This is a genomic window from Rhizobium sp. 01N447_2, from assembly GCF_056399245.1.
Genome location: NZ_JBFTQY010000008.1, coordinates 98,359 through 122,643, shown reverse-complemented (window position 1 = coordinate 122,643; position 24,285 = coordinate 98,359). Strand labels below are relative to the sequence as shown.

At 59.4% G+C, this 24,285-nt stretch carries 20 protein-coding genes and 4 pseudogenes; 14 read left to right on the top strand and 10 right to left on the bottom strand.

Annotated elements, in window-relative coordinates:
- Window positions 1-17 precede the first annotated feature (17 nt).
- Window positions 18-3,488, bottom strand: a complete 3,471-nt coding sequence (locus AC1ECN_RS07110; RefSeq protein WP_477952594.1) for an indolepyruvate ferredoxin oxidoreductase family protein — start codon at window positions 3,486-3,488, stop codon at window positions 18-20.
- Window positions 3,489-4,901 (bottom strand): FAD-binding oxidoreductase, encoded by a 1,413-nt coding sequence (locus AC1ECN_RS07105; protein ID WP_477952593.1) that lies wholly within the window; start codon window positions 4,899-4,901, stop codon window positions 3,489-3,491.
- Between the two features lie 200 nt (window positions 4,902-5,101).
- Between AC1ECN_RS07105 and AC1ECN_RS07100 the strand changes: the two genes are divergently transcribed.
- The 5 genes and pseudogenes from AC1ECN_RS07100 to AC1ECN_RS07080 all read left to right on the top strand — a co-directional run bounded on the left by AC1ECN_RS07100 (window position 5,102) and on the right by AC1ECN_RS07080 (window position 8,259).
- Complete coding sequence (locus tag AC1ECN_RS07100; RefSeq protein ID WP_477952592.1) at window positions 5,102-5,857, top strand: FadR/GntR family transcriptional regulator; 756 nt, start codon at window positions 5,102-5,104, stop codon at window positions 5,855-5,857.
- 32 nt (window positions 5,858-5,889) lie between these two features.
- Window positions 5,890-6,885: an MDR family oxidoreductase gene (locus AC1ECN_RS07095; RefSeq protein ID WP_477952591.1), complete on the top strand. Its 996-nt coding sequence runs from the start codon at window positions 5,890-5,892 to the stop codon at window positions 6,883-6,885.
- Between the two features lie 85 nt (window positions 6,886-6,970).
- Window positions 6,971-7,156 (top strand): annotated as a pseudogene (locus AC1ECN_RS07090) (hypothetical protein); the annotation flags it as partial.
- Complete coding sequence (locus AC1ECN_RS07085) at window positions 7,153-7,494, top strand: hypothetical protein (protein WP_477952590.1); 342 nt, start codon at window positions 7,153-7,155, stop codon at window positions 7,492-7,494. The pseudogene AC1ECN_RS07090 and the gene AC1ECN_RS07085, both read left to right, overlap by 4 nt.
- Before the next feature lie 168 nt (window positions 7,495-7,662).
- On the top strand, window positions 7,663-8,259 hold the full coding sequence (locus tag AC1ECN_RS07080) for a hypothetical protein (protein WP_245488724.1): 597 nt from the start codon (window positions 7,663-7,665) through the stop codon (window positions 8,257-8,259).
- 30 nt (window positions 8,260-8,289) lie between these two features.
- On the opposite strand, the gene AC1ECN_RS07075 is transcribed toward AC1ECN_RS07080, so the two are convergent.
- The 5 genes from AC1ECN_RS07075 to AC1ECN_RS07055 all read right to left on the bottom strand — a co-directional run bounded on the left by AC1ECN_RS07075 (window position 8,290) and on the right by AC1ECN_RS07055 (window position 14,034).
- Window positions 8,290-9,921 (bottom strand): ABC transporter ATP-binding protein, encoded by a 1,632-nt coding sequence (locus AC1ECN_RS07075; RefSeq protein ID WP_130674451.1) that lies wholly within the window; start codon window positions 9,919-9,921, stop codon window positions 8,290-8,292.
- Complete coding sequence (locus AC1ECN_RS07070) at window positions 9,918-10,841, bottom strand: ABC transporter permease (protein ID WP_477952588.1); 924 nt, start codon at window positions 10,839-10,841, stop codon at window positions 9,918-9,920. Before AC1ECN_RS07070 ends, AC1ECN_RS07075 begins: the two co-directional genes overlap by 4 nt.
- 1 nt (window position 10,842) lies before the next feature.
- Entirely contained in the window at window positions 10,843-11,760 is a 918-nt protein-coding gene (locus AC1ECN_RS07065; protein WP_477952586.1) for an ABC transporter permease, read from the bottom strand.
- Between the two features lie 92 nt (window positions 11,761-11,852).
- Entirely contained in the window at window positions 11,853-13,367 is a 1,515-nt protein-coding gene (locus AC1ECN_RS07060; protein ID WP_477952584.1) for an ABC transporter substrate-binding protein, read from the bottom strand.
- A gap of 40 nt (window positions 13,368-13,407) precedes the next feature.
- Window positions 13,408-14,034, bottom strand: coding sequence for an RraA family protein (locus AC1ECN_RS07055; protein WP_130674522.1), 627 nt, complete (start codon window positions 14,032-14,034; stop codon window positions 13,408-13,410).
- 111 nt (window positions 14,035-14,145) lie between these two features.
- On the opposite strand from AC1ECN_RS07055, the pseudogene AC1ECN_RS07050 reads away from it, so the two are divergent.
- From AC1ECN_RS07050 to AC1ECN_RS07035, 4 genes and pseudogenes are all read left to right on the top strand, one after another.
- Window positions 14,146-14,325 (top strand): annotated as a pseudogene (locus AC1ECN_RS07050) (helix-turn-helix domain-containing protein); the annotation flags it as partial.
- A gap of 39 nt (window positions 14,326-14,364) precedes the next feature.
- Window positions 14,365-15,105: a substrate-binding domain-containing protein gene (locus AC1ECN_RS07045; protein WP_245488722.1), complete on the top strand. Its 741-nt coding sequence runs from the start codon at window positions 14,365-14,367 to the stop codon at window positions 15,103-15,105.
- A 107-nt stretch (window positions 15,106-15,212) separates the two neighbouring features.
- Window positions 15,213-15,503 (top strand): ribbon-helix-helix domain-containing protein, encoded by a 291-nt coding sequence (locus AC1ECN_RS07040; RefSeq protein WP_130674455.1) that lies wholly within the window; start codon window positions 15,213-15,215, stop codon window positions 15,501-15,503.
- Window positions 15,490-15,816 (top strand): type II toxin-antitoxin system RelE/ParE family toxin, encoded by a 327-nt coding sequence (locus AC1ECN_RS07035; protein ID WP_130674456.1) that lies wholly within the window; start codon window positions 15,490-15,492, stop codon window positions 15,814-15,816. The genes AC1ECN_RS07040 and AC1ECN_RS07035 overlap by 14 nt, the downstream gene beginning before the upstream one ends.
- A gap of 125 nt (window positions 15,817-15,941) precedes the next feature.
- Here AC1ECN_RS07035 and AC1ECN_RS07030 read toward each other — a convergent pair whose 3' ends face one another.
- Window positions 15,942-16,364, bottom strand: a complete 423-nt coding sequence (locus AC1ECN_RS07030; RefSeq protein WP_397465660.1) for a helix-turn-helix transcriptional regulator — start codon at window positions 16,362-16,364, stop codon at window positions 15,942-15,944.
- A 54-nt stretch (window positions 16,365-16,418) separates the two neighbouring features.
- The gene (locus AC1ECN_RS07025; RefSeq protein ID WP_281033852.1) at window positions 16,419-16,763 is read right to left on the bottom strand and encodes a cupin domain-containing protein; all 345 of its coding nucleotides are present in this window, start codon (window positions 16,761-16,763) and stop codon (window positions 16,419-16,421) included.
- Between the two features lie 821 nt (window positions 16,764-17,584).
- Between AC1ECN_RS07025 and AC1ECN_RS07020 the strand changes: the two genes are divergently transcribed.
- From AC1ECN_RS07020 to AC1ECN_RS07000, 5 genes and pseudogenes are all read left to right on the top strand, one after another.
- Window positions 17,585-17,785 carry a hypothetical protein gene (locus AC1ECN_RS07020; RefSeq protein WP_027688540.1) on the top strand — a complete coding sequence of 67 codons (201 nt, stop codon included), beginning with the start codon at window positions 17,585-17,587 and terminating at the stop codon, window positions 17,783-17,785.
- Window positions 17,786-17,911: 126 nt separating this feature from the next.
- Window positions 17,912-18,247: pseudogene (locus tag AC1ECN_RS07015) on the top strand (NADP-dependent oxidoreductase); the annotation flags it as partial.
- A gap of 564 nt (window positions 18,248-18,811) precedes the next feature.
- Complete coding sequence (locus tag AC1ECN_RS07010) at window positions 18,812-19,672, top strand: cupin domain-containing protein (protein WP_477952608.1); 861 nt, start codon at window positions 18,812-18,814, stop codon at window positions 19,670-19,672.
- A 57-nt stretch (window positions 19,673-19,729) separates the two neighbouring features.
- Window positions 19,730-20,938 (top strand): MFS transporter, encoded by a 1,209-nt coding sequence (locus tag AC1ECN_RS07005; protein ID WP_130674459.1) that lies wholly within the window; start codon window positions 19,730-19,732, stop codon window positions 20,936-20,938.
- 283 nt (window positions 20,939-21,221) lie between these two features.
- Window positions 21,222-21,551 (top strand): annotated as a pseudogene (locus AC1ECN_RS07000) (hypothetical protein); the annotation flags it as partial.
- A gap of 604 nt (window positions 21,552-22,155) precedes the next feature.
- On the opposite strand, the gene htpG reads toward AC1ECN_RS07000, so the two are convergent.
- Window positions 22,156-24,042: a molecular chaperone HtpG gene (gene htpG / locus AC1ECN_RS06995; RefSeq protein WP_027688544.1), complete on the bottom strand. Its 1,887-nt coding sequence runs from the start codon at window positions 24,040-24,042 to the stop codon at window positions 22,156-22,158.
- Between the last annotated feature and the right edge of the window lie 243 nt (window positions 24,043-24,285).

Sequence of the window (24,285 nt, the reverse complement as noted above, 5' to 3'; positions counted from 1 at the left end):
ACTCTCGGAAACAAAATTTAGGCGACATGGTTGAGCGGTTCGCTTGCCCGCCATTTCGCCAGGAGATCGTTCTTGCGCTTTTCGAAGCGCTGGATGGATGCGAGTTTGACATGCCCGAAACCGCGGATCATGTCCGGCAGGCCGGCAAGCTCGGTGGCAACCGACGGATTGCCGGCACCGAGCGACTGACTTAGCTCGATGACGAGCGTGACATAATCCCCGATCAGCTGGCGCTCCAGTCGACGCTCGGCGGTGCGGCCAAACGGATCGAGCCGCGTGCCTCGCAGGAACTTCAGTCTTTCCAGCACTGCGAAGGCCGGTCGAATCCAGGCGCCGAAGGCGATCTTGGCCGGATGGCCGGTTCGCTGGTCGATCTTCGAAATCATCGGCGGCGCCAGATGATGCTTGATCTTGAAATCGCCTTCGAACTGTTCGGACAGTTTCTTTTCGAAACTGCGGTCGCGGTGCAGTCGGGCGACCTCGTATTCGTCCTTGTAGGCCATCAGCCTGAAGGCATTTTTGGCAACCGCTTCGGCAAAACCCGTCTGGCCACCCAGCCGCGCCTCGGCGGATGCAGCAACCCCCACCAGATCCGTATACCGCTTTGCATAGGCCGCATTCTGGTAATTGGTGAGGAAGGCGACGCGCTTGGCGACAATCTCATCCAGCGTTTCGGCCCGGGGTTCGGCCTTGACGAAACGGGCCTCACGGGCCACGGCCTCGATATCCACCGCAGCGCGACGGCCCCAACCGAAGGCGGCGCGGTTCATGGCGATGCCGGTACCGTTGAGTTCGATCGCCTTGTCGATGGCGGCAAGGTTGATCGGCACCAGGCCACGCTGCCATGCATGGCCGAGCAAGAACATGTTGGCAGCGATTGCATCGCCCATCAGCGCAGTTGCCAGATCCGTCGCGGCAACCGTCTCGACGGCGTTGTCCCCGGCCGCGCGGCGCAGCGACTTCAACGTGGCCTCCTGCCGGAAATCGATCGTCGAGTCCTTCACGAAGGACGCCGTCGGCGCAAAATGGTCGTCGATCACCGCCCGCGTCTTGTTCTTCGCAAACGAGGTCAGCGAATTCTTCTGGGCGGCCACGACAATGTCGAAGCCGAGAACGAGATCGCTTTCGCCAGGACCGACCCGCGCCGCGTGGATCTGGGCCGGATCCTTCGCCAGCCGGATATGCGACACCACCGAGCCGTTCTTCTGGGCAAGTCCCGTCTGGTCAAGCGTCGTCAAAGCCAGGCCGTCGAGAAGTGCCGCCTGGGCGAGGATGGCGCTGACGGTTATGACGCCGGTGCCGCCGATACCGGCAAGCAGCATGCTGTAGGGCGTTTCGAACGTCGCTGTAAAAACCGGCAGCGGCAGGTCGTCGGTCTTGACCGATTTTGACTTCGCCGCCGGCTTGCGGATGCTGCCACCTTCGACGGTCACGAAGCTCGGGCAGAATCCCTTGATGCAGGAAAGGTCGGTGTTGCAGCTTGACTGGTTGATGCGGCGCTTGCGGCCAAACTCGGTTTCCTGCGGCTCGATCGAGATGCAGTTCGACACGGCGGAACAGTCGCCACAACCCTCACAGACCAGTTCATTGATAAAGGCGCGTGTGTCGGACACCGGATAGGCACCGCGCTTGCGGCGACGGCGTTTTTCGGCGGCGCAGACCTGGTCGTAGATCAGCACCGTGACGCCCGCGATATCTCGCAGCTCCCGCTGCACCGCATCGAGTTCGTCGCGATGGTGCACGGAGACCGCACGTGGAAGGTTGCCCTGCCACACATCCGGCCGTTCGGCGACCACGACGACACGCGTCGCGCCCTCCGCCAGCATCTGGGAAACGATGCCCGGCACGGTGACGTCACCGTCATGTTTCTGGCCGCCGGTCATCGCGACTGCATCGTTATAGAGGATCTTGTAGGTAGCGTTGACCTTGGCCGCAATGGCGGCGCGAATGGCGAGTACACCGGAATGGAAATAGGTGCCGTCGCCCATGTTGACGAAGATATGCTTCTCGTCTGTGAATGGCGAAAGGCCGATCCACGAACCGCCCTCGCCGCCCATCTGGGTGAAGGTTGACGTGTTGCGATCCTCGTTGCCGATGATCATCATGTGGCAGCCGATGCCGGTGGAAGCGCGGCTTCCCTCCGGCAGGCGGGTGGACACGCTGTGCGGACAGCCGGAACAGAAATAGGCCTCGCGCTTCAAGGCCGTCGCCTCGATCTCCATGGCGAGCGCCATTTCATCGACGAAACGGGCCTTGGCCTGCAAGGTCGCATCGAAATCGCCAAGCCGCGACAGGATCGCCTTCGCCACGGAGAGCGTGCCGATCTGGCCGATCGCCTGCAGCAGAGGCGCACCGTTTTCCCCGGCCTTGCCGAACACGCGCGGACGCCGATCAGTGGGCAGGTTGAACAGCTGCGCCTTGATCTGGTCTTCGAGGATCGAGCGCTTTTCCTCGACCACGAGTAGTTCGTCGACCCCCGCGGCGAACTCGGCGATCCCCTGCGGCTCGAGCGGCCAGACCATGCCGACCTTGTAGAGCGCAATCCCAAGGTCGGCGGCGCGGGCCTCATCGATGCCGAGCAGGGCCAACGCGCCCAACAGATCGAGCCAGGATTTCCCGGTCGAGACGATCCCGAGCCTTGCGCGTCCAGTCGCACCCCAGAGCGCGCGATCGAGATGGTTGGCGCGGGCAAAAGCCTGGACGCCCAGCATCTTGCGCTCCAGCCGCAGTTCCATCGCATGCGGCCCGTCCGGCCAGCGCAGGGATAGGCCGTCCGGCGCAAACACGTCGTTCGGCATGACGATCAGTGGTCGGTCCGGATCGAGGTCGACGGTTGCCGAACATTCGACGATTTCCGTCTGGCACTTAAAGCCTACCCAGGCCCCGGAGTACCGGCTCATCGCCCAGCCGATGAGGCCATAGTCGATATATTCGCCGATCCCCGCCGGCGAGAGCATCGGCACCATGGCCGAAATAAGATTGTGCTCGCTTTGATGCGGAAGCGTCGAGGAGACCGCACCGTGGTCGTCGCCGACCAAGAGCAGCACGCCACCGTTGGCGTTGGTACCGATGGCATTGGCGTGGCGGATGACATCCATGCTGCGGTCGACGCCCGGACCCTTGCCGTACCACATGGCAAACACGCCGTCGTAGCGCGGCCCCTGAAACATGTCGGTCTGCTGCGTGCCCCAGACGGCGGTCGCCGCCATGTCCTCATTGAGGCCTGGCTGGAATTTCACCTGCGCCGCATCGAGAAACTTCTTGGCGCGCGCCATCTCGCGATCGAAACCGGCAAGCGGTGATCCGCGGTATCCCGAAACATATCCCGCGGTATTGAGCCCGCGCGCCAGATCCCGCTGACGCTGGATCATCGGCAGGCGCACCAGCGCCTGCGTTCCGGAGACGAGGATACGACCCCTTTCGAGGGTGTAACGGTCGTCCAGGCTGATTTTCGGTTCCGGGATATCCGGTTGGCTGTGAATCGACATCTATGCCTGCTCCATCTGTGCAACCGAAACCGGCGCCGCAAAGACTCGACCGCGATTGAGGATGGCGTTCGGATCAAAAGCGGCTTTCAGCCGGCGCATGGTGGCGATCTCGGCCTCGCTGCGGGCATAGTTCAGATAGCCCACCTTGTCGGTGCCGATGCCATGCTCGGCGGATACGCCGCCGCCGACCTGCTCGATCCCGGAAAATACTGCCTTTGCGACGTCCCTTTCGCGGCTGGTGACCATGCAATAATGCAGATTTCCATCGCCGAGATGACCGAAGATGAACGACACCGCGCTAGGATCCACCATCGATATCGACTGGGCCGTTGCGTCGAGAAACTCCTGCATGCGGCGAAGTGGCACCGAAATATCGTAACCGGCGTTTTGACCACAGGCGGTGAGAAATCCGTTGATGCCGTCCCGGATCGCCCAGAGTGTCTGAAATTCGCGAACGGAATTGGAGAGCACGACGTCGCTCGCCAGCCCGACCTCGAGCGCAGCAGCCAGCGCAGTCTCTAAGCGCTCATTGTCCTGATCCGGCGCCTGCCCCTGGATTTCGACCATGGCATACATGCCGGCACGAGGCGCCACCGGCGGGCGGATGCCCATATGCGCGACGGTGCCCTCGTAGACATTGGGGAAAATCACTTCGAAAGCGGAAAGAAGCCCAGCAAGCTCGACCCGCAGTTTCGATAACAGATCCTGCGCGGCGGCCAGCGACGGAAGCGCCAAGAACGCATTGCGCTCAATCTTCGGCTTGGGATGCAGTTTCAAACAGGCGCGGGTAATGATGCCAAGCGTGCCTTCGCTACCGATGAACAGCTGATTGAGATCGTAGCCGGAATTGTCCTTCGGCAGGCCCTTGAGCGAGGTCAGCACCGTTCCGTCTGCGAGTACGGCTTCAAGACCCATGACCTGCGCCCGGTACATGCCGTAACGCAGCACACGAATGCCGCCGGCATTGGTGCCGATATTGCCGCCGACCGTGGCGCTGCCGCGTGCGCCGATATCGACACCGAAGAACAGGCCCGCATCGCTTGCCCCCTGCTGCACGACCTGCATCGGAGTGCCCGCGCCGGCGATCAGCGTCTGTGCCACCGTGTCGATGGATTCGATGCTGCTCATCCGCTCCAGCGACAGCGATACTTCGTCGGCGACCGGCCGAGAACCGCCTGAAAGACCTGTACGCCCGCCCTGGACGACAAGCGGCTGGCCAAGATCATTGGCGACAGAAAGAATAGCGGAAACATCTGCGCTATTGCGGGGCCGTAAAACGGCAAGTGGCCGCTGGCCCTGCGCCGCCGCGTCGGCGCAATAGGCATCGGGGACGGCATCGCCGCTCAAGATTGCGGCTGCATCAAGTCGGTTTTCCAGGCGGGCGAGAAGACGGCTCAATCGGTCAGACGACACGGGCGCCCTCCCCTGGAAACTCTACGGTCCGGCCGTGCACCCCAGGATCGGCCAAATGCGATTGCGCCCATTCCTTTACCCCTTAATCCGGGGGTGAGGTTAGTCCCATTCCCCTATTTGTCAAACCTATATTTAAAAAGCAGTAGCCTTTTGAATTCGCGCATGTCATCACTATTGACCACAGATCGGGAAGGGGCGACATGATCCTCAAATACGACGAGGTTGTCCGCACGGGCATCGCCAAACAGGTGGCCGACAATATCCGTTCGGCCATCATGGACGGCCGGCTGAAGATCGACGAGCGCCTTCCAACCGAGGAGGATCTCGCCAGGAGTTTCGGCATTTCCCGCCCGACAGTGCGCGAGGCGCTGAAGCGTCTTGCGGCCCAGAATCTCATCCGCTCCAAGCGCGGCCCGGCCGGCGGCAATTTCGTCAAGCGGCCGGATCCCGAGGGCCTATCAAAGGCCATCACCGGGGCGGCGACGCTTCTGGTCGGCATCGGCGCCTTCGATATCGAAGAAATCATCACGGCGCGGCTGGAAACCGAAACCGTCTGCTGCCGACTGGCGGCCGCAAACCGCGACGAAAGCCATCTCGCCGCCATGGAGGCGGAGATCGCAGTTCAGCTCGATCCGACGATCAGCGACGAGGGTTTCTGCGCCTCGGACGTACGTTTTCACCGTGCGCTGGTGGAATCGACCGGCAACGGTCCGTTGAAGCTGATGATGTATACCGTGATCGAAGCCTTCATTCCGATCACCAACATGATCGTTTTCCGGGTCCGCGAGCGGCGCCACGTCGCCTCGCTGCATCAGGAGATCGTCGATGCCGTGCGCGCCCGCGACGATACGAAAGCAACGGATGCGCTGGGGCGGCTTCTCGCCTATGTGCGCGAAAGCTATGCGGCCGTCCTGGACGCCCGCGCCGGACGCGATGCCGCGCAGGTTTCGGCTTGAATCCTTAAGAAATCAAAGACCGGGAGGACGAAATGACCGAGACCTTCACCGCGATGGTGATCGATACCGTTGACGGCAAGCCGAAAGGCGCGTTCAGGCAACTGTCGATCGCCGATCTGCCGGACAATGACGTGCTGGTCGAAATCGCCTATTCGACGCTCAACTACAAGGACGGCCTCGCGATCTCCGGTAAGGGCCGCATCGCTCGCCGCATGCCGATGGTCGGCGGCATCGATCTCTCCGGCACCGTAATCGAATCCCGATCGCCGGAATGGAAGCCTGGCGACAAGGTGGTGCTGAACGGCTGGGGCCTTTCGGAGACCGAATGGGGCGCCTATGGCCGTTACCAGCGCGTCAAGTCGGAGTGGCTGATCCCCCTGCCCGAGGCCTTCTCGTTGGAACAGGCGATGGCGATCGGCACCGCCGGTTACACCGCCGCGCTCTGCGTCGATGCCCTTGAAAAATGGGGTTCGATCAAGCCGGGCGAAGGCGAGGTCCTGGTCACCGGTGCAGCCGGCGGCGTCGGTTCAGTAGCTATCGCCCTGCTTGCCGCGCGCGGCTACAACGTCACGGCCTCCACTGGCCGTCCGCAGACCCATGATTATCTCGCCTTTCTCGGCGCCACCACCTTCATCGACCGCGCGACGCTTGCCGAAAAGGGTGGCCCGTTGCAAAGGGAACGCTGGACCGGCGGTATCGACAGTGTTGGTTCGACGACGCTCGCCAATGCGCTGTCCCAGACGGTTCACGGCTGCGCAATCGCATGCTGCGGCCTCGCCGGCGGTGCCGATCTTCCGGCCACCGTGCTGCCGCATATCCTGCGCGCCGTAACCTTGATTGGCATCGATTCCGTGATCGCCACCCGCCAACAGCGGCTTTCCGCCTGGGCGCGGCTTGCCCGCGATATGGACAAGGGCAAGCTCGACAGCATGACGACTGTTGAGCCTATGTCCAAGCTGCCGCAACTCGCCGAAGACATTGTCGCAGGCAAAATTCGCGGCCGGGCTGTCATCGATGTGAATGGTTAGCCTGAATTAGATCGCGAAATTGGGTTATAGGGGTCGCAACGAGAACTGCTGAAAATCATGCGGTGGTGACCTGAACCCTTCGAACTTTGGCGGCGTGATCAAGACATCGACCAACCGTTTCAGCGGCATCTATCTCGCCGTTGCAGTTACGGCCGCCGTCGCGGCGGTTTGGAAGCTTCGGCGAGCGGCGCCAACGCCTCGAAAACTGACCATCCAGTGGTATGTTAGACAAAATTGCATTCTGTTAGACAACAGCAGTCGTGGGATATGAAGAAAACTCCAACAGACAAAATCATTCTAGCAGCACCGCGTGTCGCCGCGAAGGCAGCACGAAAGGCTCGTACAGGCGAATTCGTGACCGTGAAAGCACGCATTAGTGCCGTTATGCAAGCTGCTGAGCATTCCGGGCTATTAGGTGAAAAGAGTAAACGCATTGGCGGTCGCATTAGCTCAGCCTTGGTTGAGCAGGCTAAGAAGAACACCGGGATCGAGACGGACACGGACCTGATCGAATTTGCGCTCGCGAGTATTGCTCTCGAAGATAAATTCGCCGAAACATTTCGTAAGACGCGCGGCACCGTCGATCCCGCATTGAAGCTCGGGTTCTGACTTGCCAGCTTTCGATGTCGACTCCGCGCTTCGATGGGCGCGCCTCGATCCGGGAAGGACGCTCGCCCGACGAACAGACGAGCACCTCCCCTTCCTTTCGGACTGCTGGATACCTGTGTTTATATCGATGGAATGCAGGGCAGATCCCCCGACGTGGTGGCGGACCTCTTGGACATACGTCAGGCCAATCACTCAACCGTCGCGATCCAGGAGTTGATGCACACCATCGGTGTTCTGGATCCCAGGCATCCGAGAACAAAGACAGCGATAGGGCAGATCAAAACAACCATCGCCGCAATGCCAGACCATCGCATCTTCACACCGGATGCCGATGTTCTCGGCCGTGGCGCAATGCTCTCGGGTATCTTATGCCGAATTCAGGGTTATCAGCAGGACGCACGCTTAAGAGCGCTTCACGATTGCGTCCTTTTCCTCCAGGCACAAAAGCTCGGCTTGATGGTTCTAACTGCGAATGTGAGCGATTTTGACTACCTGCTGCAACTGATGCCGACTTCTAGGGTTTTGCTATATCGGGTGGCTGCGCGACGAACGTCCCTTGCCTTTGATATCAGCCAGGTTCTGAAGCTCGACCCGACTTCGGCCTACGGCCTGTATCTGCGGGTGAAAATGTTGCGCGGCTATGGCGCGACATCGCAGCTGGGCGAAGCGCTCGACCAGGCGATAACGGCCTATCCGCGCTATATGCCTCTCCACCAGATCGTCTTGTCGACCCTGCAGCCAAAATGGGGGGCGAAATCGATATGATGTACGCCTCGATGCAGCTGTCCTGAATTGTCATGCCGCAGTCGGAATATGCGCCATGCTCGCAGACAAAAGCCGCTTGGTATAGTCGTTCTGCGGATTGTTATAGACGTCTGCCGTCTTGCCCTTCTCCACGATCCTGCCGCGATACATGACCACGACATCGGTTGCGAAATCGCGTACCAGCGCCAGGTCGTGGGCGATGAAGATGTAGGATAGGCCAAGTTCGCTGCGCAGTTGCTTGAGAAGGTCGATGACCTGGGCTTGGATCGACACGTCGAGGGCCGACACGGCCTCGTCGCAGACGATGACTTCCGGATTGAGCGCGAGCGAACGGGCGATGGCAATTCGCTGCCGCTGCCCGCCGGAGAACTGGTGCGGATAGCGGTCGATGTGGTCGGCTTTCAATCCGACTCGCTCCAGCAATTCGATGACCTTGCCGCGCCAATCCTTGCGAGGCAGGACATCCGCATGGATCGCCCAAGGCTCGGCAATGATCTGGCCGATCCTCATGCGGGGGTTGAGGGACGCGGTCGGATCCTGGAACACGAACTGCATGCGCCGGCGAACCTTGAACGTTTCTGCGGCGCTCATGGCGTTGAGATCCTTGCCGTCGAAGCGGATCTCGCCGATGGTCGGCTTGTCGAGGCCGAGCAGCATCCGGGCAAGCGTCGATTTTCCGGAACCGGATTCCCCGACGATCCCCAGCGTCTCGCCGCTTTTAAGGACGAAGCTTGCTTCGTTCACCGCCCGGATCGCGTTGGGGCCGGCCTCCGCCACCTTGCCGGGCCGGATGCCGTAGATGCGCGATACATTGTCGACTTCGAGGAGCGTGCGGCCATGGATTGCCGCCTCCTGCGTCGCGTCGAAGCCGTGACGTCCCGGCATCGCGTCGAGCAGTTTTTGGGTATAGGGGTGCTGCGGCGATGTCATGATCTGTTGCGATGTCCCGGATTCAACGATCCGTCCATCCTGCATGACCGCGACGCGGTCGGCGACCTTTTCCACGACGCTCAGATCGTGGGTGATCAGCACGATACCCATCCCGCTTTCGGACTGCAGCTTCTTCAACAAAGCCAGTACCTGTGCCTGCACCGTCACGTCGAGGGCGCTTGTCGGCTCGTCGGCGATCAACAGGTCCGGCTCGAGCGCAATTGCCGAGGCGATCATGATGCGCTGGCGCTGGCCACCGGAAAACTGATGGGGGTATTGTCTGGCGCGGCGTTCCGGTTCCTCGATACCGACGCGAGCGAGAAGATCGATGACGCGCGCATGGGCGGTCGCCTTGTCGACGCCGTGGACGCGGAGCGTCTCGGCGATCTGCCAGCCCACTGGGTAAACGGGATTGAGGGCTGCCAGCGGATCCTGAAAGATCATCGAGATCTTCTTGCCGTTGATGGCCCGGCGCTCTTCCTTCGAGGACTTCAGGAGATCCTGACCACGATAGAGAATTTGCCCGCTGGCAATCACTGCCGGAGGACTGTCCACGAGATCCAGCACCGCGGAAGCGCTGACGCTCTTGCCGGAGCCGCTTTCGCCAAGGATGGCAAGCGTCTGGCCGGGATTGATCGACCAGCTGACATCGTTCACCGCATGTACGATCCCGGTGCGGTTCGGAAAGTCGATGCTGAGGTTCCTGATTTCGAGGAGTGCCTGCTGGCTCATTTTGCGCCTGCGGATGTTTGGAAACGCCGGCGCTCGACCGGATCGGTAACGATGCGCAGCCAGTTGGAAAGGAGGTTCAATGCCATTGTTACCGCCATGATCGCCAGACCCGGCCAGAAGGACAGCCACCACGCCGAACCGAGATAGTTGCGGCCATCTGCGACCATCAGGCCCCAGGTGACTTCGGGCGGCTGGATGCCAATGCCGAGGAAGCTCAGCCCCGATTCTACCAGCATGACGAAAGCCATTTCGAGCGCCGCCAGATTGATTACCGTCGGCATGACCATTGGTGCGATATGACGCAGCAGAATGCGATCCGTCTTCGCGCCCATCGCCAGAGCTGCCGTGACGAACATCCGCTCCTTGAGTTCAAGCACTTCGGCACGAACGGTGCGCAGGAAGATCGGAATGCGGGAGACGGCAAGCACCAGGATGACGTTGCTGACCCCGGGAGAGAAGACGAAGAGTACGATCACCGCCAGCAGCATCGACGGGAAGCTCATAATCGCGTCGGCAAGGCGCAGGAGCGTCGCGCTGATCCAGCCGCCGGTATAGCCCGCGACGAGGCCGAGAAGACCGCCGACGACGGTGGAAATGACCACGGCGCTGGCTGCGATCAGCATCGTGTTCTGGCTGGCAACGATGATGCGGGCCAGAAGGCTGCGCCCAAGCGCTTCGGCGCCGAGGATGAACAGCCAGCCCTTATCAAGCGAGAAAGGTTTGGCGTTGCGCGCCAGAAGATTCACGGCGCGCGCCTGATCCGCCAGCAGCCAGGGGCCGAGGACGGTGCAGAGGAGAACGAAGAGCAGCAGGATGGCGGCACCGAAGGCAACCTTGTCCTGCCAGAGGAGCCAGACGACGTCGCGGGCGACGGATGTTCTGGCGGCCGGCTTTGCCGCGGCGACGACTGGGACGGTCATCTCAGTTGTACCGGATGCGCGGATCGACGATGGCATAGGTGATGTCCACGATAATGTTGATGATGAAGACCGCGAGCGCAGTCACCAGAACGGCAGCCTCGATGACGGCGAAATCGCGCAGCATGACGGAATCGATCATGAGCTTGCCGATGCCCGGAAAGCCGAACACCGTCTCGACGATGACTGCGCCGTTGACGATGCCGGCGGTCTGGTCGCTTGCGACGGTGATGACCGGAAGAAGCCCGTTTCTGAGTGCATGGACGAACACAATGGCGCGCGAGCCGACCCCCTTGGCGCGAGCCGTCTTGATGTAGGCTGACGACAACGCGGTCAACATGGAGGTGCGCACCACCTGCACGAGAACGCCAGCGGGCCGCAAGGCCAGCACAGCGACGGGCAATACCCAATGCAGGGGCGTTCCGGTGCCGGACGTCGGAAGCACGCGCAAGGTCACCGCAAAGACGAGGACGCCGACGATCGCCACCCAGAAGTTGGGAGTGCTGGCGCCGAGCAGCGAGATGAAGCTGGCGAGCCGGTCGAATATCCCGCCGGGCTTGAACGCCGCCAGGGAACCCGTCACCACCGCAATCACGGCAACCAGCGGCATTGTCACCGCCGCAAGCATTAGCGTCGTCGGAAAAGCCTGCAGCACGACCTCGGTCGCCGGCCGCGAAAATTGCAGCGACTGCCCCATGTCGAGATGGACAAGCCCCCAGATGAAGCGACCGAACTGGATGTAGAGCGGGTCGTTGAAACCGAACTGCTCGTTGAACTGGTTGCGGACTTCCTGCGAGGCCCCCTGCGGCAGATAGAGATCGACCGGAGAGCCCGTAATGCGCGCCAGGAAAAACACCAGCACGATAAGCCCGATGAGCGAAAGCAGGCTTTGCAGCGAACGCTTATAGATGAACGAACCCAAATCCCGCTCCTCCGTCAGATGGGAATGATTGAATCTTTGCGTCAAACGGAAAGAAGGGTAAGCGCCAACAGGGCTCGCGCTTACTCTAGCAGCTATTTCAGCTTGAGGCTTGCCAGTTGCAGCTCGACCGCATTGGCGATCGTCGGCGAGAAATCGATCCGCTCGCCGACCCGCATGAAGTTGACCATGTGGAACAGCGGCACATCGGCGACCTTGTCCTCGTAGATGCGACGGAAAACCTCCTGATAGTCGGCGACGCGCGTGTCGCCCTGTTCCGTGCCCGCTTTGTCGATAAAAGCGTCGAGTTCGAGATCGTGCAGCTCGCTCTGACGGCCGTTGGAGTGATACTTGAAGAAGGCCGTGAACGCAGCGTCACCACTGTTGTTGTCATGCATGGTCAGGAAAATGTTCGGCTGACGATCCGCGGCAAACGGCTTGTTTGCCATCTGCAGCCACTGTGACATTTCAAGATTGTCGAGCTTGATGTTGAGACCCACCTGCCGCAGCATTTCGGCAGCGGCTTCGACGAATTCATTGGAATTGGCGAACATACCCGCCCGGCCGACCATGCGGATTTCCCGCGTCACGTCGACGCCCGCAGCCTTTGCCTCCGCCAGAAGCTTCTCTGCTTGAGCCGGATCGTATTCCCAGGGCTTCAATTTCGGATTGAAGCCAAGGACGCTCGGGCCGACCTGCTGTGTGGCAAGCTGGGCTTCGGAACTGATGACACTGCCGAGGAAGGCATTGCGGTCGATCGCAAGGTTGATCGCTTTTCGGACGCGCACGTCATTGAGCGGCGGCACGTCGACGGAAAGGCGAAACATGGACGTATCAGAATTCGGGTAGACCTTGTCCGTCGCCTGATTGGTCGCATCCTGAGGCGCGATCGAGAAAGCCAGGTCGGCCTCGCCAGTTTCGACCATGGCGGCCGCGACCGAGGATTCGCTGCGCCAGACATAGGTCGCCTTTTCGATGGCGGGCTTGGAACCCCAATAATTGTCGTCGCGCACGATGACGACGCTGGTACCCTGCGTCCAGCTTTCGAACTTGTACGGGCCCGTGCCGATCGGTTTGTTGGTATATTCGCCCTTGGGCGTATTCGGCGAGGACATCGTCAGCTGCGCCAGCAGCGTCGGCAGGATCGGCACCGGGGTTTTCGTGGTGAACTTCACTGTGTTGTCATCGACGACCGAGGCGACGATGCTCGTGCCGTCGAGATATTTGGTGCGGGTAATGCAGGTAAGCTTCGGGTCGTTCGTGCGCTCCACCGAATAGACCACAGACTTCGCGTCGAAAGGTGCGCCATCATGGAATTTGACGCCCTTGCGGAGCTTGAACACCCACTCGTTCGGTGATGGCTGTTGCCAGCTTTCGGCCAATCGCGGCAGGATTTTGCCATTGCCGTAGTCTAGTTCCACCAGTGTCTCGACGACATTCTGTTTGATGATACGGCCGATCACCGATCGTGGCGTTTCGCACGGATCGAGCCGATCCGGTCCAGCAGGCTGAACGATGGTAACGGAATTCTTGGCCTGCGCCCATGCCATGCCGGACGGAACGGTGACCGTCACAGACGCAGCCAGTATAAGTGTCTTCCAGAAATTCACAGACTTATCCTCCCTTTAAGCTGTCTAGATCTTCCGCGATTCAGCCCTGTAGCTGTAATCGCGCCTCCTTGAAGCTTGAGATCTTGACCCTTTCATTTTCCTCCTGGGCCCGGACGCCCGGAAGAAGTTGCACAGCCAAGGTGGGTGCCAGCGCTACGATCCCATCTTCGTCGCCGACGATCAGATCACCCGGATTGATAACAAGACCTCCGATCGAAACCGAGACATTGAGGGCGCCGGGTCCGAACTTGTATGGGCCCCTGTGGGTTACGCCGCGCGCATAACAGGGTAGATCCGACGCGCGGATCGCCGCCACGTCGCGGATCGCTCCATCAATGATGAAGCCGGCTACGCCAAGGGATTGCGCGTGCGTCAGGATGATTTCGCCGATCAGCGCCTGGCTGATATCTCCTCCGCCATCAACAACGATGATATCGCCCGCCCGCGCGATCTTGAGCGCTGCGTGGATCGCCAGGTTGTCACCTGCCCGCGTTTTGACGGTCAACGCCGTGCCGATCATATGGCCCCCCTTGTGGTAAGGCAGGATGCCGGTCGCGCCGGGCAGCCGAGACAGGTTGTCGCTGATAATGGATGTCGCAACGCCGCGATATTCCGCGACAAGGGCCAAGGAGACCTGCTCCGCGGACGGGTGTTCTGCAATGATCATGAAGCCCCCTTCAAAGCCCTCCACGGCCTTGATGTCAGGGATTTATAATATTGCCACGCCACGCAAAAAAGCGATAAATATCAATTTATATAAATCGAAAAAATTCATGGAATGGCGATGTTCACGCTCAAGCAATTGGAAGCGCTCTATTGGGTGGCGACTTTAGGAACCTTTGAGTCCGCCGCGTCCTACCTCAATCTCACGCAGTCGACGATCTCGAAGCGCATTGCGGAACTGGAGGCCGGGTTTGCCTCGCCGCTCTTTGACCGGACACTGCGACAATCGGTGCTGACCCCACAGGGCAACGACGTCAGGGACATCGCCGAACAGATGCTGCGCCTGCACGATCGCCTGAAACTGACGGCGCGCTCTATCTCGACACCACTCAAGTTTCGGCTGGGCGTCAGCGATCTTGTGGCGATCTCCTTGCTTCCGGAGCTTCTGGCGACGATCGTGGAGCGATATCCCGGCATTACGCTGGAACCGGAGATCGACCTGACAAAGGGGCTGCTGGAACGCCTGAACGATCGTAAGATCGACTTCGTCATCTGTCCGCGCCTGTTGCAGCATCCTCAATTCATCAACAGGCGCCTGGGCGAAATCGAATTGGTCTGGATGTGCAGCCCTAAGACCAACAACAGCGACCGGGTTCTGACAAACGACGAGCTTTTGAAATATCCATTGCTGATCCAGTCTGCCGGCTCGATCCTGCGTCCCATCCTTCACGACGTTATCGACAATCCAAAACTGCCTTTCACCAAAACCATATCGTGTAACAATATGGCGGCTTTGGCCGAGCTCGCCACTTTCGGTCTCGGCATCACCGTTCTGCCAAAGGCTTTTTTCAGCAAATACGTCGCGGATGGACGGCTTCGCATTTTGAATACGGAGATGAAGCTTCCGAACCTCGAATATTTCATCACCTATCGTAACGACTACCACAGCGTATTTTTCGAGGAGATCGCTCAGCTCAGCATGGAATTGGTCGTCAACACCGCATTGGGAGAAGATCAAATGAAGAGGGTATCGTTTCGTGAAAAGACGACAGGAGCGCACGTCGCTTTGAAATGAATTAGAAATCGCGCCTGCACCTACCCTCTATCAGACGGCTTCATCTTTTCGCTGGAATCAGGTATGATTTTATCATACTTTATAAGCAATCAAGGAAGAGTGCGACGATGCGAAATGCGGAAAAGGTAACCATTACCCTGACAGCCGATATGTTGCAGGGCATCCGCGATACGGTCGAGGCCGGTGAGTTTGCGACCACGAGCGAAGCGATGCGTGATGCGGTACGGGTGTGGCAGCGCCAACGGCTTGAAGATGCCGAACGCCTCAACGCCATGCGGGCTCGCATCCGGCGTTCCCTGGACGATCCGCGTCCGAGTTTGACGGCGGAAGAGGCGGAAGCGGAAATGGACCGCTTCATGAAAGGTCAGGAAAAAGCATCCCGCAATGCGGTGCGTTAAGGTCATCTACCGGCCCGAGGCGCTTAACGACCTTCGCCAACTCTATATCGATATTGCCGATATGAGTCGGAGCCACGTCACCGCCAATCGCTTTGTGAAGCGCATCATGGCGAGGTGCCGCAAGATCGGTGATGCGCCGAACGGCGGGCGTCCGCGGGATGATCTCGCGCCCGGCCTACGAACCGTGCCGTTCGAGCATTCCGCCGTAATCGCCTATCGCGTCACCAAAGCTGTTGAGATCGTCAACGTGTTCTACGGCGGCAGAGACTATGAGTCCCTGTTTCGGGCGGGCGATGACGAGGAGGGGTCTTAACGGGCTTCCAAGCTCGGCGCAGCTGGTGTCTCGTCTACGGATATTGGGGTGGACGGCAGTAGCGACCCGATCACCTGATCGCGAAGTGAAGTCAGCAGGGCGCGTCACGAACGGTCTCGAACTGCTTATGGTGCGGGTCGCGTTTCAGAGGCTGAGTTTCCCTGTCCGCGATATTGGCGGGGCGAGCATCCAATGACGCGCTTGAACGCTTTGCTGAACGCGCTCTCGGACTGATAGCCCAGCGCTGGCGCGACCACCGAAATCGGATCGTCGCCCTTTTCGAGACGGTCGCAGGCGAGCAGCATCCGCCATCGGGACAAATACTCGATCGGTGTCTCGCCGACGCTTGCCTTGAAACGCTCCGCAAACACCGATCGCGACATGCCGGCGGTCTCCCCAAGTTCCGCCAGCGTCCAATTTTTGGCGGGCTCGGCGTGGATTGCTCGAATTGCACTGATCAAATGCTTGTCAGCCAAGGCGTAAAACCATCCCGTGCCCGGGTGATCTTTGGCCAGATGAATGCGCAGAGCCTGAAGAAGCAGCAGCATATGCGCAAGACGCCATGAGGCAACCACCCGGCTGATGCGAACGCACCTCCTGTATCATGCGCTCGATCGACCAGCGCAAGGCGTTCCGCTCCGCTTCCAGATGAAGGTGCATGATGGGCGGCAGCATTCCAGCAGCTTGTCGGCGTGATTGCCGCCAACCGCGAAACCCGCGCCCACAAGGGAAAAACTGCCCCCTCCGTTGACGGTCACCATCCCGCCGGCACGTGCGGGCGGAAAGATTGTGGAGGCTGCCACCGAGGGTAGGTTCAGGTCGCTTGCAAGTCGGAACGGAAACCTGCGCGGAAGCACGAAGCAGTCGCCCTGTTCGAGACGCACCGCGTCGGTGACGCCGTCCACGGACAACCAGCAGCGGCCCGATAGCATCACATAGCATTTGATCTGACGGTGAACGCTTGCTCGGTCTCATTTCGCAGTTCCAGTTCAACGACAAAAGTGACGTACAACCTGTTCGGTGTGGCTAGTCGGACAACAAGACTGCCACCAGCCAGCCCAACATCGAGACCGGTTTCAAGACTGAAGCCGCGTGTTCAGGAGATGCAGCATTGGATGTAAATGCTCAGGGCAACTGGGAAGCCTTCTAGGCGAACACGTCCATTAGATGCGTTGCTGTGGTCCGGGGGTGATCGCGGGATTTCAACACGCCGGGAACCGTTATCATTGGCCCGAGGAGACGCTTTCTTTGACATGGGTCAATGCAATTTCCTGACTGCGCGCTATCTGTTGCAAAGGGATCAGGAGGACGACGCTATGGGTAAAGGACGGAAGCGAATATATGAAGCGGTCCTAGAGGGAGCAACAGGGGGCCTGTCTGAGAAAGAACTCTACGACTTTACCGTTAAGCGCTGCCAGAAGGTCACAAGTAAAAAGATCGTACGCGCATCCGTGCTTGTACTCTCGGACCCTGTTGTGACAGATAGCAGCATTCTGAGGACTATCTCCACCTTTGCTGTAGAACACCGTCTCAAGCAGTTGGGTATTGAAAACGGGCGCAAGAAAAACGGCATGAAGCGTAGGTCTTCATCTCACGCTTCTGACATCGAGTTCGGGGGCGATGACCGCACCGCCGGCATGTCCGACGCCAAGCAGCGAATGCGATCACGGCGAGGACATCAAAGGCGTTCTACCTCGATAGCACCCCTCCCCACTCCTACATGAATTACTTCTATAAGTAGGGCAGTGAAAACTATTGGAGACGAAAGATGTCACGCGCGCACAAGCTTACCAGCACGGAACAACTACTCTCCGAGGAGGCGTCAAAGCGGCTCGGCTTCAAGGTCACCGTCTATGAGGAGGACCGCTGGATCTGCGATCCGGCCGACGAGAACAAGGTGATGGGTTTTGGCGGGACTGCCGCTGAGGCCATCGAGAAATGTTACCACGAGAACGTCCGGCCATCGTAGGGTAACATGGGCCCGCTCCTAGGGAGGGGTTGTTTCGGCTTCGCCCGTCCCCGGCGCCCCCTCTGGGGTCTTCATCGGGCATCCGGTTTAATAGATCGGAGATGGGTCGGCGTCAGTCGCGTGTGCGCGGTGTTTCCATTGCTGAATGACTTCGCGCGCATACCGGTCTGCGGACTCATCGCGCATTACAACGATGCATCCTCTGCCTCGAGCGGACCTGATCAGCTTCCTGCCGCGATGCGTGCCATCCTGCGGAAAAGCCTCACCATACGAGGCTTCATACAGCGCGAATTTGCCGAACAGCGTCCTGACTTCTATCATTAGGCCGGAGCGTGGATCTCTGAAGGGCGGCTCAAGTACAAGGAAGATATCATTGACGGACTTGAAAACGCTCCGGAGGCTTTCCTTCGCCTTCTGGAAGGGAAGAATTTCGGAAAGCTGATCGTGCGCGTCGCGCCCTGAATATAGCCTTGGCGTTACCTATTTCCCGGTGCGGTTCTTTTTGCTCGCTGGCGCGACAGAACAAGAATCCCGAAGAAGCAAACACCCGTTCCATGCGAAGCTAGACGCTGTGCATCCCGACGTGGTGCGGGATGCAGCCTGCGGACCTTTTGGACGCGCAAGCAACATAGAGTTGACCACACCGCGTTTACCAGAAGGGCTCGGTGCGCTGGCACACTGTCGGTCCGCACCATCGCGTCACAGAAGTCATGATAGGAATTCGCCTCGTGGGAATCGAACCGACATACCCCACGCCGTTTCGGACTTGACTTCAATCCATCGGCTAACAGCTTCAGAGAGGCCGCTGCTGGCAGCGATCACGCTCAAGTTCACAGAAAAATACCGGGCGACACAATCGTGCTTGTATGCCGGACGCTCGAGACCTAAATTGGCTAAATGCTTGACCATTCGTCTCGACCGTTGTCGCCGTCAAATATCCCAATGGATGCGCTAAGCGAAGTGCTGCAAGACTTTCGCTTGAGTGGCGTCAACTATGGGCGCTGCGAACTCAGACATCCATGAAGCATTGCCTTTCCGCGACAACAGCTACTTCGTTTTCACTTCGTGAGCCAGGGTCCGTGCTGGATCCATACCGAAGCTCAAGGGTGGCAGGAGTTGAACGATGGAGATCTCGTGTTGCTGCCCCAAGGTATCGCGCATAGATTAGCCAGCGCGCCAGATGTTGAGGGCGACTCACTCCAAAGCTGTCAGATAACAAGGTTGGGCAGCAACGTCTGCGAAGTGGTGCGGGAAGGAACGGGTGCGACCAGCACCCTCTTCTGCGGCTCCATGGCTTTAAGCGCGTATGCGATTAGTCCATTGATCGCCTTGATGCCGCCAATCATCAAGGGCTGCGATGTAGCCGGCAATGACCCGATCGTCCGTCCCCTGCTGGCGGCGATGTCGGCGGAGGCTTCACAGCCCCAGATGGGCAGCGCGACGGTCCTATCTCGTATGGCAGACTTGCTCGCAGCGCGGCTTATCCGCTGCTGGGTGAATTGCAGCGGAGCCTCGACCACCGGCTGGCTCGCCGCCATCCGCGACCCTCACATAGGTCGCGTTTTGGCAGCCATGCACCGGGACCCCGGCCATAACTGGACCCTCGAAAGCCTCGCAGCCGTGGCAGGCCAGTCGCGCTCGATCTTTGCCGAGCGCTTCAGCGCTATCTTAGGAGAAGGCGCGGCACGTTATCTTGGCCGTCTGCGGATGCAGCTTGCCCGCGAGTTGCTGGGCCAAAGCGGCATGTCAGTTGCCGAAGTTGCTTCCCGTTTGGGTTATGAGTCGGAGGCATCCTTCGCTCGCGCGTTCAAGCGCATCACCAGCGTGTCACCGGGTATTGTGCGCCGCACAAGTTCTGGACGAATGGACATGAATTTCGGATTTTAAGGCACATATCATCCTAAGAAGTTCGTCTATGAAATCTCTGAACGTGGAGGTAATTCTATGACGGACACGACATCGAAACTTGACAACGCGGCGATAGACTTTGACACCGCCGAGCCAGCCGCCTGGAGCGTTCCTACTTGGTTTGCGGTTCTTTCGATGGCCGCAACCAGCTTTGCGCTGGTATCGGCTGAGTTCCTGCCGGCCGGCCTGTTGACACCAATGGCGCACGATCTCGGGATTACCGAGGGAACTGCCGGACAGGTCGTCACGGCTACCGCTTCAGTCGGCGCCGTGACGGCCCTATTGAGCAATGTTCTCATCGGCAGACTGAACCGCAAGGGGGTGCTGGTCGGTCTTAGTGCGTTGGCGATCGGATCCAATATTCTTGCAGCGCTAGCGTCCGATTTTTGGCTGTTGTTGTTGGGACGGGCTGGGCTAGGCATCGCGCTTAGCGGTTTCTGGGCGCTTTCAGTCGCGGTCGTGGCGAGATTGGTTGGCGCCAATGCGACAGGTCGGGGCATGGCTATTGTCACCCTCGGCGTCTCGCTCGCCACTATAGCTGCGCCATCGATGGGCGCTTTGATCAGCGATTGGCTGGGATGGCGCGTCGCCATGGCGATGACCGCCGGACTTGCCGCACTTGCCATGCTGCTGCAGGCATTCAGCTTGCCAACGCTGCCGGCAAGCACAAGCAACAGCCTAGCCGACGTGTTCCGGCTGACAACCCGGCGTGGCGTTCAACTGGGAATGCTTGCCATCCTTTTGCTGATGACAGGGCATTTTGCCGGCTCGGTTTACCTGCGTCCGTTCCTGGAACAAGTGACGCACCTTGAAACCGAATGGCTTGCCTTAGCGCTGCTCGGGTTTGGCATCGCCTCTGTGATCGGCAACGTCGCCGGTGGCCGAATGGCCGACGCAAGTATCCGCCTGGCGCTTGGTGTCACTGCCGCGCTGATGGCGGTCGCGGCGCTCGCCTTGGTGCTTTCGGGTGCTCACATCGGCGTTGCGTTCACCTTCGTTTCACTTTGGGGCTTCGCGTTCGGCATGGCACCAGTGGTGCTGCCGACCAATCTGTCCCGCGGAGCCCCCGACGCTCTGGAGGCAGCGGGGAGCCTGATGGTCGTCTCCTTTCAGGTCGCCATCAGTATCGGCGCGGTTCTTGGCGGCTATGTCGTCGATCACTACGGTGCTGTCGGTCCCTTGACCGTTACCACCGTCCTAGCCGCATCGACGATCGCCTTGGCGCTGCCGCAGCCTCGAAGCTGATCTTCACCTTCCGGGTTGAGCAAGTGCGACCACCGTTGACTGGCAAACGTCCTCGAGAGCTGGACACTTGTCTAATACGTCGCCTTGATGAGAATCGAACCGTCGGCCTGCCATTGCAACTGAGAGACAGCCTTAAGCAAGCTCCCCTTACGGTCCCGCGACAGTCCCGGTGACTCTCACGCGCTGCGCTTATGCGCGCGAAGAGGCCCCGTTCGGGACGCTCCGACTCCAGTTGGATGTCATCCTACTGCAGCGCTTGTTCTAACACGGCAGGCATGTCCTCTCGTTGCAGCCTTTGAAGTGGAACGATTCCCGCGCAAAGTTCTGTGGCGCCGACCCCGCTGCTGCCGACAAGGCCGACGAGGCGGACGTTACCGCCACGAGCGAGAAGGAACCGGCAAAGCCGACGACCGCGGCGGCGAAGAGCGTCAAATTCCCGAAGGCGATCGACAAGAAGTATTCGAGCGAAACGCCTGGCAAGGACCGCCTGCACACTTGCGTCCACTCCTACCATGCGGCCAAGGATGCCAGCACGCTCGGCGATCTGAAGTGGATCCAGAAGGGCGGCGGCTATTGGAGCCTGTGCAATACCAGCATCAAGKCCGCTGGTTGATCGAAGCTTTAATAGGTCTGCAGATGCATGAAAGACCGCCGCCAGCGGTCTTTCCGCTGCCGCGGCAACAACGCCTCGATCCCTTTTGCGATGATCTGCGATACGGGCGAGAAGGTCGGGAAGCCAAGTCAGTGGATCAAAACGGTTCATTTTCGCTGGAGGCTCTGAGGGAAGCACGCGGGACCAGACCTCCTGGTCAGTCTGAGACCGGGCGCGAAACTAGGTTTGGCCCGTATTTCACCATCACAATGGCCCCGCACCTTTCGCCTTGAGTTCGAAACAGCGGCCTGTCCCCCTCCCATTTGAGACTTTGGCGTCTTCACCCTCACTGCGTCGAGATGCCGACAAAGTTGTCGCGGCGGAACGGGCTTATCATTGCAATTTCGTCGGAGTTCTTGAAGAGCAGCAAGGAATCAGTTCCGTCGATGCTTGCTCCACCGTTCTGCGATGGCAGCAGCCGAAAGGCTCAAGCCACAAAACGCCGCGACCGCGCAAACCCTGCTTAGTCAACTGAACGTCGGCACCCACGGTCGATGAGGCCAGGAATATTCGGAGGAATGTGGTGGAGGCTGGATCTGACCCACCCCCACCTTGCTCCTTGTTGCTACGACTGCACCGACCTCTGAAAGACCCGTGCGAGCCGCTCGGCAAATCGGCGTGGATTTGCAGGCCGATCGCCATCCAAAATGCGCGCTTGGTCCAGCAACAAGAACGCGGCGTCCTCCTGATACAGGGCATCACCCTCCACGCTCGCAATCGCCTTGATCAAAGGGTGCACCAAATTGATCTCCAGGATCGGCTTGGCTGCATCTTCAAGGCGACCGGCGTTTCGCAGGATTTTTTCCATCTGCCTGTCATAGCCATCTTCCGGTGCAACGAGGCAGACTGCGCTTTCCGTCAGACGGTCGGATGCTCGGACATCGGCTGTATGTTCGGCCAGCGTCTGCTTGGCGAAGGCAAGGAATGTCGCCATGCTGCCGCTCTCCGGTTCCTGCGTTGTCTGACCATCAAGCTTTGCGAATTGTGCGAGATCCGCGGCTCCCTGCGTGATGGACTTGAACGCCCTCCCCTCGAATTCAGGTGCATTCATCGCCCAGAAGCTGTCGACAGAGTCCGTCAAGTACAGCACTTCGATGCCCCGTGCCCGGAAACCTTCAAGCTGTGGTGATGCCTTAAGCTGGTCCAAGCTGTCGCCCGTCAGATAGTAGATCGCGTTCTGGCCTTCCTTGATATCCCTGAGGTACTCAGCGAGCGAACGGTAGCCTTCGCCCGATGCGGACGTCCGAAACCGCGCAAGCGCCATAAGCTGAGCGCGGCGCTCGAAATCCTCGTAGATACCTTCCTTGAGGACCGCTCCGAAGTTCTCCCAGAACTTGAGGAAGGCCTCGGCGTCGCTTTCGCCCAGTTTCTCGACCGCGGTGATGACCCTGCTGGTCATGCCTTTGCGGATCGCCATCAGGATCGGGCTTTCCTGAATCATCTCGCGAGAGACGTTGAGAGGTAGATCAGCTGTATCGACCAAACCACGAACGAAGCGCAGGTATCTCGGCAGCAGTTCCGCATCATCTGTGATGAAGACCCGTTTGACGTAAAGCTTCATCCTGCCTTTGCGTTCGGGATCAAGCATTTCGAAAGGCTGCGTTCCGGGTATGAACGCCAGAGCCGTATATTCATGCCGGCCTTCAGCACGAAAATGTACAGTCAGCGCCGGTTCGTCGTACTGCCCGGAGACCCCACGATAGAAGTCCGTATACTCTTCCTTGGTGACTTCGCTCTTCGATTTGGTCCATAGCGCGCTGCCGTCCGTTATCTGAACTGGCTCACTGCCGGGCTTCTCGGCAATGCGGATCGCGACCGGCACGTGGCCGGATTGTTCCTTGACGATACGCTCGACCGTCCAACGGGAAGTGTATTGCTTCGCATCCTCCATCAGATGCAGGACAATGCGTGTACCGCGGGGTGGAACTTCGGCGAGGTTTGCAGGGCTGACGCTGTAACTTCCCTTGCCGTCTGAGGCCCATATCCACGCATCCTGCGATCCGGCACGATGGGAGATCACATCGACGCGCTCCGCAACCATGAAACAGGAATAGAAACCGACACCGAACTGTCCGATCAATTGAGCGCCTTCAGCGGCCTTGCTTGCTTCAATTCGCTCCATAAACGCCCGTGTCCCCGACCTCGCGATCGTCCCGAGCGCCTCGATCATCTCATCGCGGCTCATGCCGATGCCATTGTCCTCGACAACAAGCTGACGGTTCTCTTCGTCCAGCGTCAGCGTGATCCGGCTTTCGGCATCGGCTCCCAGGAGCGACGGTGTCTCGATTGCTTCATAGCGCAGCTTCTCGCAGGCATCGGCCGCATTCGAAATCAGTTCGCGCAGAAAAACGTTCCTGTCCGAGTAGACGGAGTGGACCATCATATGCAGAAGGCGGGCAACGTCAGCCTCAAAAACGTGGCTTTCAGCGGTCTGTTCTGCAGTCGTTGTCATGTGCTTGTGTTCTCCAAGAAAGCGAAATTTGCGCCGAACAAATGGCGAAACAGGTTTGAAAATTCAAGGTGGGAAAAGATCTGATCATGAAGGAAACACGAGCAAGCATTCCTCTTCAACGTCTCTTTATGATTTAAGGCAATCAAGATGTTTGAGATTCAGCCGGGCAAGGAGCGATCTGCGGGCGCCGTTCAAAATCAAGTGCGAAGGCTGCATCATTGGAAGGATCCATTAGTTGCGTCA

Coding starts and splice junctions, on each gene's coding strand:
- AC1ECN_RS07110 (WP_477952594.1), bottom strand. CDS start 3,488: ATGTCGATTCACAGCCAACCGGATATCCCGGAACCGAAAATCAGCCTG.
- AC1ECN_RS07100 (WP_477952592.1), top strand. CDS start 5,102: ATGATCCTCAAATACGACGAGGTTGTCCGCACGGGCATCGCCAAACAG.
- AC1ECN_RS07095 (WP_477952591.1), top strand. CDS start 5,890: ATGACCGAGACCTTCACCGCGATGGTGATCGATACCGTTGACGGCAAG.
- AC1ECN_RS07085 (WP_477952590.1), top strand. CDS start 7,153: ATGAAGAAAACTCCAACAGACAAAATCATTCTAGCAGCACCGCGTGTC.
- AC1ECN_RS07075 (WP_130674451.1), bottom strand. CDS start 9,921: ATGAGCCAGCAGGCACTCCTCGAAATCAGGAACCTCAGCATCGACTTT.
- AC1ECN_RS07070 (WP_477952588.1), bottom strand. CDS start 10,841: ATGACCGTCCCAGTCGTCGCCGCGGCAAAGCCGGCCGCCAGAACATCC.
- AC1ECN_RS07055 (WP_130674522.1), bottom strand. CDS start 14,034: ATGATCATTGCAGAACACCCGTCCGCGGAGCAGGTCTCCTTGGCCCTT.
- AC1ECN_RS07045 (WP_245488722.1), top strand. CDS start 14,365: ATGCTGCGCCTGCACGATCGCCTGAAACTGACGGCGCGCTCTATCTCG.
- AC1ECN_RS07040 (WP_130674455.1), top strand. CDS start 15,213: ATGCGAAATGCGGAAAAGGTAACCATTACCCTGACAGCCGATATGTTG.
- AC1ECN_RS07035 (WP_130674456.1), top strand. CDS start 15,490: ATGCGGTGCGTTAAGGTCATCTACCGGCCCGAGGCGCTTAACGACCTT.
- AC1ECN_RS07030 (WP_397465660.1), bottom strand. CDS start 16,364: ATGCTGCTGCTTCTTCAGGCTCTGCGCATTCATCTGGCCAAAGATCAC.
- AC1ECN_RS07020 (WP_027688540.1), top strand. CDS start 17,585: ATGTCACGCGCGCACAAGCTTACCAGCACGGAACAACTACTCTCCGAG.
- AC1ECN_RS07005 (WP_130674459.1), top strand. CDS start 19,730: ATGACGGACACGACATCGAAACTTGACAACGCGGCGATAGACTTTGAC.
- htpG (WP_027688544.1), bottom strand. CDS start 24,042: ATGACAACGACTGCAGAACAGACCGCTGAAAGCCACGTTTTTGAGGCT.